14 protein-coding genes and 1 pseudogene are annotated in these 16,851 nt (G+C 39.5%); 5 read left to right on the top strand and 10 right to left on the bottom strand.

All coding sequences use genetic code 11. The features are described from left to right. The first annotated feature begins 2 nt into the window (after positions 1-2). The 3 genes from CIK86_RS08345 to CIK86_RS08335 all read left to right on the top strand — a co-directional run bounded on the left by CIK86_RS08345 (position 3) and on the right by CIK86_RS08335 (position 5,363). Positions 3-1,310 carry an ATP-binding protein gene (locus tag CIK86_RS08345; protein WP_086999318.1) on the top strand — a complete coding sequence of 436 codons (1,308 nt, stop codon included), beginning with the start codon at positions 3-5 and terminating at the stop codon, positions 1,308-1,310. Further along, a complete protein-coding gene (locus tag CIK86_RS08340; protein ID WP_086999315.1) occupies positions 1,307-3,496 on the top strand; it encodes a DEAD/DEAH box helicase in 2,190 nt (729 codons plus the stop codon). The genes CIK86_RS08345 and CIK86_RS08340 overlap by 4 nt, the downstream gene beginning before the upstream one ends. Positions 3,497-3,869: 373 nt before the next feature. Further along, complete coding sequence (locus tag CIK86_RS08335; RefSeq protein ID WP_086999312.1) at positions 3,870-5,363, top strand: acetyl-CoA hydrolase/transferase family protein; 1,494 nt, start codon at positions 3,870-3,872, stop codon at positions 5,361-5,363. Between the two features lie 228 nt (positions 5,364-5,591). On the opposite strand, the gene CIK86_RS08330 is transcribed toward CIK86_RS08335, so the two are convergent. The 5 genes and pseudogenes from CIK86_RS08330 to CIK86_RS08315 all read right to left on the bottom strand — a co-directional run. Beyond that, on the bottom strand, positions 5,592-5,996 hold the full coding sequence (locus tag CIK86_RS08330) for a DUF6691 family protein (RefSeq protein WP_011328659.1): 405 nt from the start codon (positions 5,994-5,996) through the stop codon (positions 5,592-5,594). 3 nt (positions 5,997-5,999) lie between these two features. Then, positions 6,000-6,413 carry a YeeE/YedE thiosulfate transporter family protein gene (locus tag CIK86_RS08325; protein ID WP_086999309.1) on the bottom strand — a complete coding sequence of 138 codons (414 nt, stop codon included), beginning with the start codon at positions 6,411-6,413 and terminating at the stop codon, positions 6,000-6,002. 3 nt (positions 6,414-6,416) lie between these two features. Then, positions 6,417-7,280 (bottom strand): outer membrane protein transport protein, encoded by an 864-nt coding sequence (locus CIK86_RS08320; RefSeq protein WP_254910782.1) that lies wholly within the window; start codon positions 7,278-7,280, stop codon positions 6,417-6,419. 124 nt (positions 7,281-7,404) lie between these two features. Continuing rightward, positions 7,405-7,656: a hypothetical protein gene (locus tag CIK86_RS19380; protein ID WP_244181034.1), complete on the bottom strand. Its 252-nt coding sequence runs from the start codon at positions 7,654-7,656 to the stop codon at positions 7,405-7,407. Between the two features lie 229 nt (positions 7,657-7,885). Then, positions 7,886-8,077 (bottom strand): annotated as a pseudogene (locus CIK86_RS08315) (MFS transporter); the annotation flags it as partial. Between the two features lie 126 nt (positions 8,078-8,203). Here CIK86_RS08315 and CIK86_RS08310 point away from each other — a divergent pair. Next, on the top strand, positions 8,204-10,396 hold the full coding sequence (locus tag CIK86_RS08310; RefSeq protein WP_086999306.1) for an exonuclease domain-containing protein: 2,193 nt from the start codon (positions 8,204-8,206) through the stop codon (positions 10,394-10,396). On the opposite strand, the gene CIK86_RS08305 is transcribed toward CIK86_RS08310, so the two are convergent. From CIK86_RS08305 to dinG, 5 genes are all read right to left on the bottom strand, one after another. Further along, positions 10,385-10,546: a YbaM family protein gene (locus tag CIK86_RS08305; protein ID WP_086999303.1), complete on the bottom strand. Its 162-nt coding sequence runs from the start codon at positions 10,544-10,546 to the stop codon at positions 10,385-10,387. The two genes, CIK86_RS08310 and CIK86_RS08305, sit on opposite strands and share 12 nt — an antisense overlap. Further along, positions 10,536-10,811 carry a late competence development ComFB family protein gene (locus tag CIK86_RS08300; protein ID WP_058373746.1) on the bottom strand — a complete coding sequence of 92 codons (276 nt, stop codon included), beginning with the start codon at positions 10,809-10,811 and terminating at the stop codon, positions 10,536-10,538. The genes CIK86_RS08305 and CIK86_RS08300 overlap by 11 nt, the downstream gene beginning before the upstream one ends. A gap of 140 nt (positions 10,812-10,951) precedes the next feature. Continuing rightward, positions 10,952-11,560, bottom strand: coding sequence for a primosomal replication protein (locus CIK86_RS08295; protein WP_086999300.1), 609 nt, complete (start codon positions 11,558-11,560; stop codon positions 10,952-10,954). Position 11,561: 1 nt separating this feature from the next. Next, positions 11,562-12,338: a TSUP family transporter gene (locus tag CIK86_RS08290; protein WP_086999296.1), complete on the bottom strand. Its 777-nt coding sequence runs from the start codon at positions 12,336-12,338 to the stop codon at positions 11,562-11,564. 2 nt (positions 12,339-12,340) lie between these two features. Continuing rightward, complete coding sequence (dinG, locus tag CIK86_RS08285; protein WP_086999293.1) at positions 12,341-14,416, bottom strand: ATP-dependent DNA helicase DinG; 2,076 nt, start codon at positions 14,414-14,416, stop codon at positions 12,341-12,343. A 59-nt stretch (positions 14,417-14,475) separates the two neighbouring features. Between dinG and CIK86_RS08280 the strand changes: the two genes are divergently transcribed. Further along, on the top strand, positions 14,476-16,821 hold the full coding sequence (locus CIK86_RS08280) for a DNA polymerase II (RefSeq protein WP_086999290.1): 2,346 nt from the start codon (positions 14,476-14,478) through the stop codon (positions 16,819-16,821). Positions 16,822-16,851 lie beyond the last annotated feature (30 nt).

The following is a 16,851-nucleotide window of genomic DNA, read 5'->3' as shown; positions in this document are numbered from 1 at the left end:
CAATGGCAGCAAAAAAAATTAGAGCAAAAGAGCGCGATGCAATTATACAGTCTCTTAAATCGGGTGTTACCCCAAAAGTCGGCATACAGCATATACAAGTAGGCCGTGGTAATGAACTTAAGGCGCTCATTAAAGATATCGACAGAGTGACAGAGGGCGGCTCTGCTTTTCGGTTAATTATTGGTGAATATGGATCAGGTAAAACATTCTTTTTAAGTGTTGTAAGAGCGATAGCATTAGAGCGAAAGCTAGTTACTGTTAATGCGGATTTATCTCCCGACCGTCGTATTCATGCATCATCAGGACAAGCCAGAAACTTGTATTCTGAGTTAATGAGAAACATGTCTACTCGTAATAAGCCTGATGGTAATGCATTGACCAGTGTGGTTGAAAAGTTTATTACCGAAGCACGAAAAGAAGCTGATAATACAAGCAAGGAAATAACCACAGTGATCCACGAAAGGCTCGCGTCACTCTCTGAGCTTGTAGGTGGTTACGACTTTGCAAAAGTTATCGAAGCATACTGGACAGGCCATGAAACAGATAACGAGCAACTTAAAAACAACGCTGTAAAATGGTTAAGAGCAGAATATGCTACAAAAACAGATGCTCGCAAAGATCTTGGTATCAGAAGTATTATTTCAGATGCATCGTTTTATGACTCTCTAAAGCTTATGAGCTTATTTGTAAGGCAAGCTGGCTACGAAGGGTTATTAGTTAACCTCGATGAAATGGTAAATTTATACAAACTCAATAGCACCCAAGCACGATTATCAAATTACGAGCAAATTCTAAGAATACTCAACGACTGCTTACAAGGATCGGCTGAGTACTTAGGGTTTTTACTGGGTGGTACACCTGAGTTTTTACTTGATCCAAGAAAAGGCTTATATAGTTATGAAGCGCTGCAATCTCGCTTAGCTGGCAATACATTTGCAAAACAAGCTGGTGTTATTGATTACTCATCTCCAGCATTACATTTGGCAAGTTTAACGCCAGAAGAGTTATTCATATTACTTAAAAACCTTAGACATGTTTTCGCATCAGGGGATGAATCGTTATATTTAGTGCCTGACGAGTCCCTAAAAGCATTTTTAGTCCATTGCAGTAAAACAATTGGAGACGCTTACTTCAGAACACCAAGAAATACGATCAAAGCGTTTTTAGATATGCTTGCCGTGATTGATCAAAATCCAAACATTTCGTGGGACAGCTTAATAGAAAATGTTAATATAGCACAGGAAAAACCTTCCGATGTAGAGTTAGATATTGAATCTGAAGACGATGAGCTAGCTGACTTTAAATTATGATCAACGCACACGAAAAGCTCGATTTTCGCATTCAGCAGTGGATTTTTAAACAAGGTTGGGATCGACTTAGAGAGATACAATGTTTAGCAATTGATCCTATCCTCTCAGGCAATACTGATGTGCTTATTAGTGCCTCTACTGCCGCAGGTAAAACGGAAGCATTTTTTTTACCTGCAATAAGTAGTATCGCAGATGAAGTAAGCGGTGTGGGCATTTTATATATCAGCCCGCTAAAGGCGTTAATAAACGATCAAGACCGAAGACTCGAAAGCTTGTCAGATTTATTAGGCATACAAGTTACACCTTGGCATGGTGATAGCTCGCAAGGTCGAAAAAATAAGCTGAAACGAAATCCATCCGGCATGGTGTTAATAACGCCTGAGTCCCTAGAGTCATTATTAATAAGAGACAGTGGTTGGGTAAAATCTGCTTTTCAGAATTTAAAGCATATAGTTATAGACGAATTTCACGCATTTATTGGTACTGAGCGTGGCCATCACTTGTTGAGTTTACTGCACCGCTTAGAGCATCTGCTTGGCCGCGTAAACTCGCCAATACCCAGAACGGCTTTAAGTGCCACTTTAGGTGACCTAGAAAGTGTCCCAGCATCTTTAAGACCAAATAAATCACTACCTTGTAAAATAATAAAGCAAACGCAGTCTTCATCATCGTTAAAAATGCAAGTGAAAGGATACATTGAAAGCGCTGTAGTAACAGATGAGACGCTTACTGCGGAGCAAAGAGTATGTAACGATTTATATGGCCTTTGCCGTGGTGGAAACCACCTAGTATTTGCCAACAGCAGAAGCCGCACCGAAAGCATTGCAACTACTCTTGCAGAGATGTGTGAGAGCAACATTGTGCCTAACGAGTTTTTTCCACATCACGGCTCGTTAGCCAAAGAAATGCGAGAAACACTTGAAGCTCGGCTTCAGCAAGATCAAATTCCAACAACAGCAATATGTACTATGACTTTGGAGTTAGGCATTGATATAGGTAAAGTTAACTCTGTTGTGCAAGTTACTGCGCCACATTCTATTGCAAGCTTACGGCAGCGAATGGGTCGTTCAGGCAGGCGTGGTGGCGCTAGTGTTTTGCGAATGCTGATAACAGAGGCCGACCTTACAGAGCAATCAAATATTGCAGATAAACTTCGGCTTGAATTAGTTCAATCGCTGGCGATGATACGGTTACTGGTTGCAAGCAAGTGGTACGAACCCGCAGACACTTCGCTTTATCACTTTTCGACATTACTACATCAAGTCTTAGCGCTCATCGCGCAATGGGGTGGTATAAGAGCAGATCAAATCTACGTATTACTGTGCAAAGATGGGCCGTTTCAGCAGGTTAGTATTACCCACTTTAAAGGTTTGCTGTCTCACATGGGAAAAGTAGAGCTTATTACTCAGTTAGGGAGTGGTGAACTTGTTTTAGGCCACATGGGTGAAAAAGTAACAAATCATTATACGTTTTATGCGGTGTTTAAAACCCCTGAAGAATTTAGAATAGTGACTGGTAGTAAAACACTAGGGACATTGCCCATAGACAGCCTAATTTTAGAAGGGCAACATATTATATTTGCTGGCAAGCGTTGGGTTGTTGAGTTGGTTGATGCTGACAAAAAAGTGATTTCAGTACAGCATGCAAAAGGCGGGAAACCACCTAAGTTCGGTGGTACAGGGATGGCTGTACATGATGTAGTAAGGCAAGAGATGCTGACAATATTGAGAGAAGGAGATTACAGAATTCAAGTTGGCGAACAAAAAATTGAGTTTGGTGATGAGGTTGCTCAATCACTTTTCAAAGAAGCAGCAGGTTTTTTTCAAACAGCAAAACTTGATAGTACGCATTTTATACAGCATGGCAATATAGTAGTTATTCTGCCTTGGGCCGGAGATAAAGTTTTAAATACACTTGTTGCTGTACTTATTAACAAAGGTTTTGGTGCTGGCGCATTTGCAGGGGTGATAGAGGTTGAAAATGCTTTAGTAGAAGATGTTATTGATGCGCTTAAAAGCTTTCAAAATAACGAAACAATATCAGCAATTGATTTAGCTGAAGTTATCTCAGAAAAGGCCATTGATAAGTTTGATGAATATTTATCACAAAATTTACTCACACAAGGATATGCCGCTAGAGCATTTGACGTTGAGAAGACAAGGATATTAGTAAAAAAATTACTCTAAAGAAATCTCGCATCATAAAGCTAGAGGGCGTTCAGAATTCTGTGTCACCTTATACTTCAAACGACATTGGGTGTATAAACTAATTACTTATAATTAAGCCACTTTATAAACTACAATTATATTCAATTTATTTCTCTCTCATTATTCTACTTTTTTCCAATTTTAATCCCATACTTTAAATACTCACTTAAAACTTACGCTATATCAGCATATTAAATTTATATAAATGTTCGTACATTAAAGTAGATTGCTACCACCAAGGCACTTTATTCTGTGTTTACGTAACTTAATTTAGTAAATGCGACCTAAGTCTAGATTGCGAAGTGCGCTGTAATACTTAAAATAACGCCAAATTAAAAAGGGGCTCAGTAGTATGCAGTTAGAACGTATCCGCAATAGCAATCTGCACCAAAAAGTAATGTCAGCAGAACAAGCTAGCCAATTTATTAAAGATGGAATGACAGTAGGCATGAGTGGCTTTACTCGTGCTGGTGAAGCTAAAGCCGTGCCAAGAGCACTGGTTGAGCGTGTTAAAAATAACCCAATGAAAATAAACCTAATGACCGGTGCGTCGTTAGGTAATGATTTAGATAAACTACTTACAGAAGCGGGTGTGCTAGCCCGCCGTATGCCTTTTCAAGTAGATAGCACATTACGTAAAGCGATTAATAACGGCGAAGTAATGTTTATTGATCAGCATTTATCAGAAACCGTTGAGCAGTTGCGTAATCATCAATTAACTATGCCTGATGTGGCGGTTATTGAAGCGGTAGCCATTACTGAAGAAGGCCATATTGTGCCTACTACTTCGGTAGGAAACTCTGCAAGCTTTGCTATTTTTGCTAAAGAAGTGATTATTGAAATAAATATGTTGCACAGCCCTGAACTTGAAGGCTTGCATGACATATATATTCCTTCGTATCGCCCTGTGCGCCAACCAATTCCTTTAACTAAAGTAGATGATCGTATTGGTAGCACGGCTATTCCAATTGATCCTGCTAAAATTGTTGGCATTGTTTTTACTAATCAGAGCGATTCGTTTTCAACAGTTACCGACCCTGACGTAGATACAGCGGCTATTGCCAGCCACTTAGTGAGCTTTTTTAAAGAAGAAGTAGCACAAAAGCGTATGGCAGAAAACCTAGGGCCATTACAAGCAGGTATTGGTAATATTGCTAACGCGGTAATGATGGGATTGTTAGATTCTGATTTTGAAGATTTAACAATGTACTCAGAAGTATTACAAGATTCGACCTTTGATTTAATTGATGCCGGTAAACTTAAATTTGCTTCAGGCAGTTCAATTGTTTTATCAGAGCGTTGTAATGCAAAAGTATTTAATAACCTATCAGAATATAAAGATAAGTTAGTGTTACGTCCGCAAGAAGTGTCGAATCACCCTGAAATAGTACGTCGTTTAGGCATAGTGGCAATTAATACTGCGCTTGAGTTTGATATGTACGGTAACGTAAACTCAACTCACGTTTGTGGTACTCGTATGATGAATGGTATTGGCGGCTCGGGTGACTTTGCACGTAATGCGCATTTAGCGATATTTGTTACTAAGTCGATTGCTAAAGATGGCGCTATTTCGAGTGTAGTACCTATGGTAAGCCACGTTGACCATAACGAACATGACGTTGATATATTAGTAACCGAGCAAGGCTTAGCTGATTTACGCGGCTTAGCGCCACGTGAACGTGCTGTACAAGTTATTAAGCACTGTGTGCACCCAGATTACCGTGACGCCATGCTAGATTACTATGAGCGCGCTTGTAAGCGAGGCGGACACACACCTCATTTACTAGAAGAAGCGTTTAGCTGGCATATTCGCCTTGAAGAGCAAGGCAGTATGAAAAAAGCCTAATAAATGTAATCCCAAATTGCACCAATCCATACAGTTAATCTGTTTTGGGTTTAATTAAACGCTCCTTTTAGGGGCGTTTTTTTAGCGCTACTCTACACAATTAATTAGCCACTTAGTCTTGAGTATTAAAAGGCCTAAATTCGGATAATAAGTGCTGGCTAATTACCTTTAAGTAATCCATTAACACCTGGTATTAATGGATTACTTAAACAGCCTTTAAAATCAAACTTAAGTAAGCTTTTTAGTTAGCCACATACCGCCTAGCACGGCCGCAAAAAACAACAAAAATTCCACTTTAAAAGACACTAATTGAACCAAGCCAGGGCCTGGGCATATGCCACTTAAACCCCAGCCTAAACCAAAGAGTATTGAGCCAGTAATTAAGCGCGCATCAACTTTTTTCAAATCACTTAAGTTAAATGATCCTGAAAGGAGTGGCTTCTCTTTTTTTGCAACCCATAACCACGTAAGCATCATTATTAGCATGGCAACAGCCATCACTATAATTAAACTTGCGTCCCATTGGTTCCCGTAGGTAAGAAAGTTAATTACTTTAGCGGGGTTTGTCATACCGCTAATAATAAGCCCTAAGCCAAATATAAAGCCTATAACAACCATCATAATTGCTTTCATTATTTATCCTACCAGGTTTGCTGTAATAATGGCGACGAGCATAAATGTACACGTTGCAACCCAAGAGCGGGTAGAAAAACGCGACATGCCGCACACGCCATGGCCACTTGTACATCCATTAGCTAAAGTTGTACCTACGCCAACTAAAAGCCCCGCAACAATAATAAGCCAAGGCGACAACTGTAATTCGCCTTCTAATAAAAAAGGCGCAAATACTCTTACAGCTACACCTGCTAACAACAACCCTAAAATAAAGTATAACTGCCAACGAGAGCCCGAATTTGCTTTAGCAAATACAGACTTAACAATGCCCGAGATGCCTGCAATTTTTCCGTATAAAACCAGTAATAACGTACACGCTATACCTATTAATGCACCGCCTATTGCAGCCGACACTGGGGTGAATTCTGTTACCATTTTTTAAATTTCCCAAACAATAGAAACACCTAAACCGGTTTGTTTCATTTCGATTGATACTTGCTGATTCGGCGCTAAGTAGTTAGCACCTGTTACTTTTTTTGCTGGCGAATAAAAAGCCATAGCGTTTAATTGTACCTTGTTGGTAAAAGAATGGCTAAAGCCCGTTGTAAAATGCCACTCTTGAACGCCTGGCGCTAAAATATTTAATATAACTTGGGACGAAGGAATAGGTTGCTCGGTGTAAGACACCCCAAAGCGAATCTTTTGTTGCGGTGTACGCTGCCACTGATAACCAAGCTTATAAATAGTCATATCGTTCCAGCCAAATCCAGCGCCGGCGTTAGCTCCTAAAGGCGCTGACATTAAGTTATTGATTGGATTTGCAATACTTTTTACTTCGCTGTAATTGATTTTTTGCCAATCAAATACCACCTGATTACTGGGTGTAAGCTTATAAGCTGCACCAAGTTGAAACGAACTTGGCAGATCAAATCCGCCTTGCTCTGCAAACAAACCTTTATAGCTATCAAACTCTTCCATCGACACTGCTGAGCGGTAACTTGCGCCTAAACTAAGCGATGAGTTAATTGCATGGCTTATACCTAATTGAACACCAAACCCTGTACTTGTATCTGTGCCATTATTAGTAAGCGCTTCTGGTGATTGCGAAAAAGGAGCAAAGTTTTCAAGCCCTTGTGCTTCAAACTGTTGCACCACGTAAATGGGGGATACACCAAGGCGTGTTTGTTCATTCAACTTATAGCTTAAGGTTGGGCTAATAAAGAGTTGCTTTAAATCAACGCCTGCCATACCAGCGTAAAAGGTGCCTTCAGGAGCGGACTCTGCGCTGTACTCGGTATTCATACCGCCGTAATATTTACTTTTTCATTTAATTGATGACCAATAGCAAATTCTGGAATTGCAAACACGGTGTTGTCGCTTTTTTGTGTTTTTGCTGCAAGATAAAATGCGCCAGGGTAAAAAGTATCTACTTTTGATGCAGTGTATTTTCGCCCAGGAGAAAAAGCTCTAAGCCCAGAGATAGCTGTGTTCCGTTTGGTAAAAAGGTTGCTGGATTATTAGCGCCAGACATTAGCTCTTCTGACAGCGCTACACCTGCGCCAGCCATACCTTTGTGGGTCATGCCGTAGCCGTGAGTAAAATAACCATTCGTAGCAAATGTACTAAATGAGCCCAACGCGCACGTTAAAGCTAAGCCTGATATTAACTGTTTTTTCATTTTGGTAGACACATAAAGTTGCAATTGGCGGACAATAGCTAACTTTTGATATTCTAAAAAGGAATTTAAATAGATTACTTATAATAAAAGGCAATAGAACAATGACCATAAAGTTAAAATAAATGAGCATAGATTGCTATTTAACCTTTAGGTTATTTAAATCGCCATTATTAAATGGCGCTATTGTATGTAAAGGCAAAGCGGCGACTAATATCACCGCTTTTAAAAATCACATAGATTCGAGCGTTTTACCGCGCGTTTCTTTAATGTATTTAACAACAAAAAACAGGCTTATAAGTGCCGATAACGCATAAAATCCGTAAGCACCGGCAAGGCCTATATTGGCAAGCATAATAGGGAAGGTCATAGTAATTGCAAAGTTAGCAATCCACTGCGCACTGGCGTCCACAGCAAGGGCTGCAGCATCATAATTAGCGTAAGAAATAATATTATTAGCACTATTAATGGTGCTAAATCTAATCCTAATTAACGCCTGATAACTCAAAGCATTACTGGTTACAACTTTAAGATTGAATAATAAGCATAAATGCTAGATACTGTTTTTATATACAGCCATGGCAATGTTATGAAAAAAGAATTACCAGCAAAATACTATTTAGCGCATTTTAGAGAGCTTATTGAGTTTGTAACAAGTAAATGTATGCACTTACTTGAGCCCAAGCACAGCGAATTTATTAATAAAATTAATCAGCTTGATGAGCAAAGCCAGTGTATGTTGGCGCGCGTCTATTCGCGCAAACCCTATTTAGTACAAGCGCAGTCCCTCACTTATGAAGAAATAATCTCGCCGCATCAGGCTATTTATACGCTAAAAAAAGCAGGTATTTTATTTGAGCCGAACGAGCAGCATTATTCACAGCTTTTGGCGCACTTAACCAAACCTGCTTTACTAGAGTTACTAAGTAATTACGACGAACAAATAAGCTATAAAAAGAGCGCCGCTAAAGGCGCGCTGGTGGATAGTGCCCGTGAGTTTTTTAAAAGCTGCCCGCACGAGCTTGCACCGCTTTATAGCCAGTATGTAATTAATAATCGCAGCGATTATTATGAGTATTTTGAGTTTTTATTTGCAGGTAAACTAAGCAGTGGTGATGTGAATCATCAAAACCGTTTTGTAATGCGAGACTTAGGTTTAACCGCTACGCGTGAAGGGCATAGCGAGAGCTTATCGCGCTTTGAAACGAAGGCCGAGGGGCAATCAAACTATTTATTAAACCGTTACCGATTAGCATTTAAAAATATAACTGATGAGAACGATTACGTTGCTTTAGCGCCGCAGGTTCTAGTGCAAGCTGCGTATGGTGCAATAGCTGTTGCGCTTAAAAATAAGTTATTAGTACAGCTTTTTAAACAGTTAAAAAACACCAATAGCGAACTTGCTTTTAGTTTACTTGAAGGGTGTGTTGATGATAGCGAAGCACACGAAATTCAAATAAGAGAGCAATACAGGCTTGGTAATAAACAGTGGGTAAAAGCACGCTTAGAAGCCATTATTGAAAATCCGCTAACGGATGATTTACTGTATTTTGCTGACGACTTTTTAATGCGTAAATTTAATAAGCAAACGCGTTCGCGTTTAAGCACTATGCTTGCTGACACTCAGTGCGTACTCGAAATTGACGAATTATACCGAGGTGAAGTAGAGCAAGGCGTAAACGATTATTACACTGGCCAAGGTATGCAGGTATTTAATACCGAAAACACATTGTGGCAAAGTTTGTTTGGTTTAGTATTTTGGCACGAATTATTTATTGATACCCCTTATCCGCCATGCAATGAGTTTGATATTTATCCGCAAGTATTAAGGCTTGGTAATTTTTATGCAGCGCAACCAGCACAAATAAATGAGCGCTTAGCACAATGCCAAACACCTCAGGCATTACTTAAATTAGTATGTAAAAATGCAGCGCAATACTTTGATCAACCTAACGGTTTATTTAAATGGCATAACGAGTTATTACAACCACTAGAAGCGCTGATTTTAAATAGCCCAATTGAGGCGTTAATTACTCACTTAACTAATATGAGTAAACATTATTTACAGCTAAAAGACGGCTACCCCGACTTAATGGTTATCCATAACGGCAAAGTACATTTTGAAGAAGTAAAAGCCCCAGGCGACAAGCTAAGGCGCAACCAATTAACGACTATAGATAACTTAAAGAGCAGTGGTTTTGAGGTACATATAGCCGTTGTTAAATGGTTTATAGATCCCAACCGCATTTACAGCGTAGTTGATTTAGAAACGACAGGCGCATTAAAAGGCGGTAACAAAATAACCGAAATTGGCTTAGTTAAAGTACAGCATGGCAAAGTAATCGATACATGGACTACTTTAGTTAACCCACAGCGACATATACCAGGGTTTATCACGTCGTTAACCGGTATTAGCGATAGCATGGTAAGTAATGCGCCAGTATTTGCAGATATAGTAAAACCTTTAATGGCTAAATTAGCGGGAAGCATTTTTGTTGCGCACAATGTTAACTTTGACTACGGGTTTATTAAAAAAGAATGCGAAATGGCAAAGGTGCCTTTTAAAATGCCCAAGTTGTGCACTGTGGTGGAATCGCGTAAAGCCTTTGCGGGCTTAAAGTCGTACTCGTTGGGTAATTTGTCAAAGCACTTTAATTTAAACTTAACCAGCCATCACCGAGCGCTTGCCGATGCAACCGCCACAGCGCAGTTGTTACTGTTAATTCAAAAATCACAAAGCTAGCTTATTACTCTGCTTTTTTTCGAAGTCGCTTTTTACTATTTCGAGTGCTTTAAGTACTTCATCAGGAGCAACGTCGTGTTGCTCTAGTAGCATAATTAAATCGACTGCGAGTTTTATATGGGTTGGTGCTTGTTGTAGATTATTGCTCATGCTGAGGTTTCTTTTTTGCAATTTGGCTAATTGCTACATCAATGGCTGTTTGCACCCGCTGTTGCATATGCATACGCTCTGTTTGTGATAAATAATAGGCCATATCTACGTCGGAGCGAATATAGCGAGAAGGCAGTTGATTTAAAACAGTACAGCAAAAATCGGCCATTACATCATCAGTATATTGTTCATTAAGTTTGCGATTAATTATTTCTTCTAAAACAAATTTTTCATAAAAGTTATGTATATCTTCATGTAATTGCATATTCCACTCGCTCGTTTTTAATCCATTTAATTGAGTTTATACCAAGGTGCAGTATAAATCGAGGGTGTAGTTTTACAGCTATTTATTAACGGTTAATTAGTTAGTGGCTTGATTGGTATTGTAAAACATACTTAAAGTGTTTAGCGAAGTTGTTGTTTTTCTACACGTTGTATTTTTTCTTCGGTGGCGGAAATCGCTTTTCTACAGCGCCCTAAGCGTGCATGCGTTGTTAATATTTCCATATTTAGCTTTTGTGCTTTAGCCGGGGTTGCTTTATCCATTTGCATTTTACGCTCTTCAATCATTAACAATAATCGGCGTTCAAACTCGTGATTTTGTTTAAGTTCGTCATAAAGCTCATGAGATGATTGTATTACTTGTTGCACTGCTTGTTTATAAACGGCTTGTTTGGGGCGTGGTTTATAGTGACTTTTATTTTCTTTTATCCAAATAGGGGTTGATTTAATAACATTAAAAACAGCTTGTACTTGTGTTGCTATACGCTCAAGTGCATAGGTGTATGCATGGCGATGCTCACTTGGTGGTAAAGACGATACTTCGTCTTCTATTTCGGTTACATAGTCGGCTAGGTTCATACTTTTAGTACTAAAAACAGCACGGTCAAATAAGCTTGGTTGCGCTTGCATATAACGGTTTTTAGAAAACAGTTTGGCTTTATCAAATTGCTCGGCTTGCTGCTTTAAGGTTGCAACTTGTTGGCGTAGTTTATCAAAAGCGGGTGAGTGCATATTAAAAGTAAGCCTCGTAAATAAGTTTTAGTGCTAATAATATAACCATAGTATTAAATACTGGACGAATAAACTTACTGCCAAAGCGTATTGCTGAATGCGCGCCAAACCATGCGCCTAGCATGATAAAAAAGCCCATAGTAATACCCAGTAAAAAATTAACATGGCCTAGTGCTACAAAAGTAATAAGTGAAATAAAGTTAGACACAAAGTTCATTGAACGCGATAAACCACAATTTAGCAGTAGGTTCATTTTATATAGCATGCCGTTTGAGGCGGTCCAAAAGGTGCCTGTACCTGGTCCTGCTAAGCCATCAAAAAAACCTAAGCTTAAACCTTGCAACCACTGCTTTATTTTCATTGTTTGCGTAAGCTTAGGTAGCTCACTTTCCTCTGTGGTGCTTAAACTACCAAACAAGCTATAGCAGGCTACAACAATTATAATTATAGGTAATAATTTATTTAAGAAGTCGATACTTAAATGATCAACTATTAAAGTGCCTATTAATGCGCCAATGGCGGTGGCAAAAATAGAGGCTAGCCAAAACTTAGGATTAAATAAGTCTTTTTTATAATAAGTATAACTTGCAGTTAAAGAGCCAAAGCTGGCGGCTAATTTATTTGTGCCAAGCGTTAAATGCGGTGGTAAGCCTGCTGTTAATAAAGCAGGAACCGTTAACATACCACCGCCACCGGCGATGGCGTCAATAAAACCTGCGGCAAGTGCAACGGCACATAAAATAGCCCAGGTTGTTGGATCGAGTGCAAGTTCAAACATTATTAATAATCTATCTGTCTTTTAAAAGGAGGTAAGGTGTCGAGCATGGCTTTGCCGTATCGCTTAGTGATCAAGCGCCTATCTAAAATAGTAATACAGCCAGCATCGCTTTCTTTACGCAGCAGTCTACCACAGCTTTGTACCAATTTCTTTGCCGCATCGGGAACGGTTATTGATAAAAAAGGATTGCCGCCTTTACTTTGTACAAACTCGGCTTGCGCTTCTTCAATTGGCGAGGTGGGTACAGCAAAAGGAATTTTTGTAATTATTAGGTTTTCTAGGTATTTTCCTGGTAAATCAAGACCTTCAGAGAGGCTTTGGGTGCCAAATAAAATGCTACCTTTGCCTTCATCAATATTTTTAGTATGTAACATAAGCATTGCCTCACGCGACATTTCGCCTTGTACTAATAAGTTAAAACCTTTTGTTCTAAGAAGCTTTGATACATGGTCCATTTGCCAATAAGAAGCAAACAATACTAGGTTGGCTTTTTTGGTGTCTAAATACTCAGGTAGAGTATTGGCTAAGTGATCGCTAAACGCTTTATCGGTTGGTTCAATTTTAGAAACCGGAATACGCAAAGTTGCTTGATTAGGGTAGTCGAAAGGCGAGGGCACTTTAATAAATTTAACGCCTTCCTCTTTGGCCAGGCCTGTTTCGTAAGCAAAATGATCAAACGAGCCTAAAGCACTTAATGTAGCCGAGCATAAAACTGCGCCCGCGCACTCGCTCCATAGCTTGTCTTTTAAGTAGTAACCTACTTCAATAGGGCAGTCGCTTAATAAATGGTCATGGTGGTTTTTATACTCAAGGCGCTTTATCCATCTAGCATGCGGTGTACCTTCACCTTTATTTGCATAGCTAAACCACAGCTTATTTAATTGCTCTAAACGATTTATGTATTGCCCGCTCTCGCCTAAAATAGGGTCGGCTACGTAGGGTTTTATATCGCCGTCGCTTACATCTTGGGTTAGCGTGTCATGCATTTTACTTAAGCAGCGCAGTGCATCTTGCGTGGCTTCGCTTATATCTTTGGCTTTACTGTGTAGTGACTGTGGAATTTCGCCATTTTCGAACCTGTAAGTATCATCTTTTGAATATTCAAAGTCAGCATTATCGAGAATGTCGCGTACTACTTTTAAATCTTTGTTGGCGTCGTTAATGCTATCGCAAAGCTTAAAGTTTTGTCCTATCGCCTTTTGACCCACTATTACTTTAGCCATTTTGCCGCTAAATTTAGTGAGCTTATCGAGCCACTCTATAGTGCCTTTTATTGTCGCCGCCGCTGATGAAAAGTCGCGAGTAATATGCGCTAAATGGTGTGCTTCATCAATTACATAAATAGTGTTGTCGGGTTCGGGTAAAATTTTACCCCCGCCTAAGTCTAAATCTGCAAGTAATAAAGAGTGGTTGATCACCAGTACATCCATTTGCATTAATTGCTGACGCGCAAGCTGAAACGGGCAGGTTTGATGCGCTTTCATTTGGCGCTGGCACGAATGTTTATCGCAGGCTATTAATCCCCATACTTTATCGGGAACTGTGTCGGCCCAGCTATCTCTGTCGCCTTGCCATTTTTTTGTCGTATAAGCGGTGTAAAGCTCATTTAAACATTTAGTTTCCATTACGCTTAAAGGGGAGCTAAGCGTAGGCATAAATTCCATTTGTGTTTGGCTATCGCCGTTAACCGCATTGTGTAGTTTATGAGCGCAAATATATCGCTGGCGACCTTTTACTAAATCAAACTTAAAACTAAGCCCTGAATGCTTTTTAAAAAAAGGTAACTCTTTGGCTATTAACTGCTCTTGCAGCGCAACTGTGGCGGTTGAAATAACTAATTTCTTTTTTTGTGCTAGCGCAAGTGGCAGAGCGCCTAAACAATATGCCAGAGACTTGCCCGTGCCTGTACCTGCTTCTATAACGCAAATACGTTGTTTTTTGTGATATTCCCCCGCAAGCGTTTTTGCTATTTCGGCAACTAAGTAATTTTGGCTGCTACGCGGGCGGTAATCACTTAGGTTATTAGCCACATGCTGATGTACTTGCCTAATAGTTTTTTTTAATGAGCTCGATAGCATGTGATGATTACCTAAAGTATGTATATAATTACAGTGTATATATTAAGTGGGATCGGACATTGACACAAGCAATCTATCAGGGCTTTATTTTATCAAGGCAACAATACTCGTCTAAAAACAGGCAGGGCCTTACTTTGTGTTATTGGTTAAGCTCTGAGTCTGGGCCTATAAAGGTGGTTGTTGAAAACCAGCAAGCCGTATTTTTTATTGCGCAACAACAACTTCCTCTTGCACAAACGTTATTAGCCAAAGCCAAAATAAAGGTAAGTTTTAAAGCGGTTAATATGCGCCACTTTAGTGGTGTTGACTGCACAGCCTGCTATTTTAACGACAGTAGTAGCCTTTATAAAGCAAGAGCCCAGCTTGAGGAGCAAATAAATATATACGAAGGGGATATTCGCCACAGCGACCGATTTTTAATGGAGCGCTTTATTAAAGGCGGAGTGTGGGTAACTGGAGAGGCGCTACAAAAAAATGGCTTTATCGAAATTACTCAAGCAAAACTAAAAGCTAATCCAAACTATACGCCACAGCTCGCGTCGCTTTCATTAGATATAGAATGTAACGCAGAAGGCGTGTTGTTCTCTGTTGGATTAGTTGGTAATGGCCTCGATTGCGTATTAATGATTGGTGAGCCACAGCCTCACAGTAAGGCATTTAATATTGACTGGTGCGTTGATGAAATAAACTTACTGCAAAAACTGCAGTGCTACATTACTAGTAACGATCCGGATGTGATTGTAGGTTGGAATGTAATTGAATTTGATTTTAGCGTACTTAACGCACGCGCAGAAGCATTAGGACTGGTGCTTAATTTAGGTAGAGATCAACAACCTTTAACAATTAGAACGGGTCATTACACCCGGCTTATTTTACCTGGGCGCAGCGTAATAGATGGTATAGATACACTAAAAAATGCCACTTATCATTTTGACAGTTATTCGTTAGCTAATATTTCTTATAAAGTGCTGGGCGAGTCTAAGTTAATTCAAGCTGATAATCGCCTTAGCGAAATTATTCGTCAATTTAATCACGACAAGCTCGCACTTGCCGCTTATAACCGCCAAGACTGTATATTAGTAAATAGAATTTTTGTTAAGTTAAAGCTATTTGAATTTGCCATAGTAAGAACGCAACTTACGGGACTTGAACTAGAGCGTATGGGCGGCTCGGTAGCTGCATTTACCAACCTATATTTACCCTTATTACATCGCAGTGGCTATGTTGCACCTAATTTAGGCGATCATGGCTTATCGTTTGAAAGCCCAGGCGGTTATGTAATGGAGTCGACTCCTGGTTTATATAAAAATGTATTAGTGCTCGACTTTAAAAGCTTGTATCCGTCAATTATGCGCACTTTTTGTATTGATCCATTAGGCCTTATAGAAGGGCTAAACTCTCCCGAAAGTGCGGTAGCAGGGTTTAACGATGCACTTTTTTCACGCGAGCTGCATCACTTACCCAAATTAATTAAGCACTTAACCCGTACTCGCCAAAAAGCCAAAGACACCAACCAGCCAATGCTTTCTCAGGCAATAAAAATAATAATGAACAGCTTGTATGGCGTATTAGGCTCTAAAGGTTGCCGGTTTTACGATCCAAGGCTCTCAAGTTCAATTACACTTAGGGGGCACGAGATCATGCAAACCACCCGAAAATGGATTGAAGAGCTAGGTTATGAGGTTATTTATGGCGACACAGATTCAATATTTGTAAAAGTAAATGAGCGCTTAAACGCCACTGATTGCAATAAAATAGGCAATGATGTGATGCACATTATTAACAAGCGCTGGTCTGATAGCGTTAAAACTCGCTTTTCGTTGACCAGTTATTTAGAAATAGAGTTTGAAACCCATTACAGCCCATTTTTTATGCCAACCATAAGAGGAAAAAAAATAGGCTCAAAAAAACGTTACGTTGGCCAAATTGATAAAAACAACGCCAAGCAGCTCATTTTTAAAGGAATGGAAACCGTGCGCAGCGATTGGACCCAGTTTGCTCAAGAGTTTCAAACTGAACTTTTTAAAACATTATTTGATCAACAATTTGAAATAGAGCAATTAAACGACATTATAAAAAGCTACACTAAAAAACTATACGCAGGGGAGTTTGATAAAAAACTTATATACCGTAAACGCTTAGGCCAAAATTTAAGTGATTATGTAAAAAACATTCCTCCACATGTGCAAGCAGTAAAAAAATTTAAAGCGAATAACCCCGACTTTGATGTAAGGCGTGGCCAAATAATAGAATATGTTTATGCTATTAATGGCGCTGAAATTTACAATGCAAATAACACCCTCAATTACCCTCTTTATATACAGCGGCAGCTAGAACCAGTTGCCGATATGATTCTAAGCGCACTTGGCGTACAGCCAAACTCAACCCAAAGTACTTTATTTTAAGCTTAATAATCAGTAAAAAATTAAAGTGTA

This window comes from Pseudoalteromonas sp. JB197 (assembly GCF_002332205.1).
Lineage (GTDB): Bacteria > Pseudomonadota > Gammaproteobacteria > Enterobacterales > Alteromonadaceae > Pseudoalteromonas > Pseudoalteromonas nigrifaciens.
This window is presented reverse-complemented; position numbering and strand designations above follow the sequence as displayed.

What these genes read in the sequence shown, in the direction of transcription:
- CIK86_RS08310 (WP_086999306.1), top strand. Translation starts at nt 8,204, where the DNA reads ATGCTAGATACTGTTTTTATATACAGCCATGGCAATGTTATGAAAAAA.
- dinG (WP_086999293.1), bottom strand. Translation starts at nt 14,416, where the DNA reads ATGCTATCGAGCTCATTAAAAAAAACTATTAGGCAAGTACATCAGCAT.
- CIK86_RS08290 (WP_086999296.1), bottom strand. Translation starts at nt 12,338, where the DNA reads ATGTTTGAACTTGCACTCGATCCAACAACCTGGGCTATTTTATGTGCC.
- CIK86_RS08345 (WP_086999318.1), top strand. Translation starts at nt 3, where the DNA reads ATGGCAGCAAAAAAAATTAGAGCAAAAGAGCGCGATGCAATTATACAG.
- CIK86_RS08320 (WP_254910782.1), bottom strand. Translation starts at nt 7,280, where the DNA reads ATGAATACCGAGTACAGCGCAGAGTCCGCTCCTGAAGGCACCTTTTAC.
- CIK86_RS08340 (WP_086999315.1), top strand. Translation starts at nt 1,307, where the DNA reads ATGATCAACGCACACGAAAAGCTCGATTTTCGCATTCAGCAGTGGATT.
- CIK86_RS08305 (WP_086999303.1), bottom strand. Translation starts at nt 10,546, where the DNA reads ATGAGCAATAATCTACAACAAGCACCAACCCATATAAAACTCGCAGTC.
- CIK86_RS08335 (WP_086999312.1), top strand. Translation starts at nt 3,870, where the DNA reads ATGCAGTTAGAACGTATCCGCAATAGCAATCTGCACCAAAAAGTAATG.
- CIK86_RS08330 (WP_011328659.1), bottom strand. Translation starts at nt 5,996, where the DNA reads ATGAAAGCAATTATGATGGTTGTTATAGGCTTTATATTTGGCTTAGGG.
- CIK86_RS08300 (WP_058373746.1), bottom strand. Translation starts at nt 10,811, where the DNA reads ATGCAATTACATGAAGATATACATAACTTTTATGAAAAATTTGTTTTA.
- CIK86_RS08295 (WP_086999300.1), bottom strand. Translation starts at nt 11,560, where the DNA reads ATGCACTCACCCGCTTTTGATAAACTACGCCAACAAGTTGCAACCTTA.
- CIK86_RS19380 (WP_244181034.1), bottom strand. Translation starts at nt 7,656, where the DNA reads ATGAAAAAACAGTTAATATCAGGCTTAGCTTTAACGTGCGCGTTGGGC.
- CIK86_RS08325 (WP_086999309.1), bottom strand. Translation starts at nt 6,413, where the DNA reads ATGGTAACAGAATTCACCCCAGTGTCGGCTGCAATAGGCGGTGCATTA.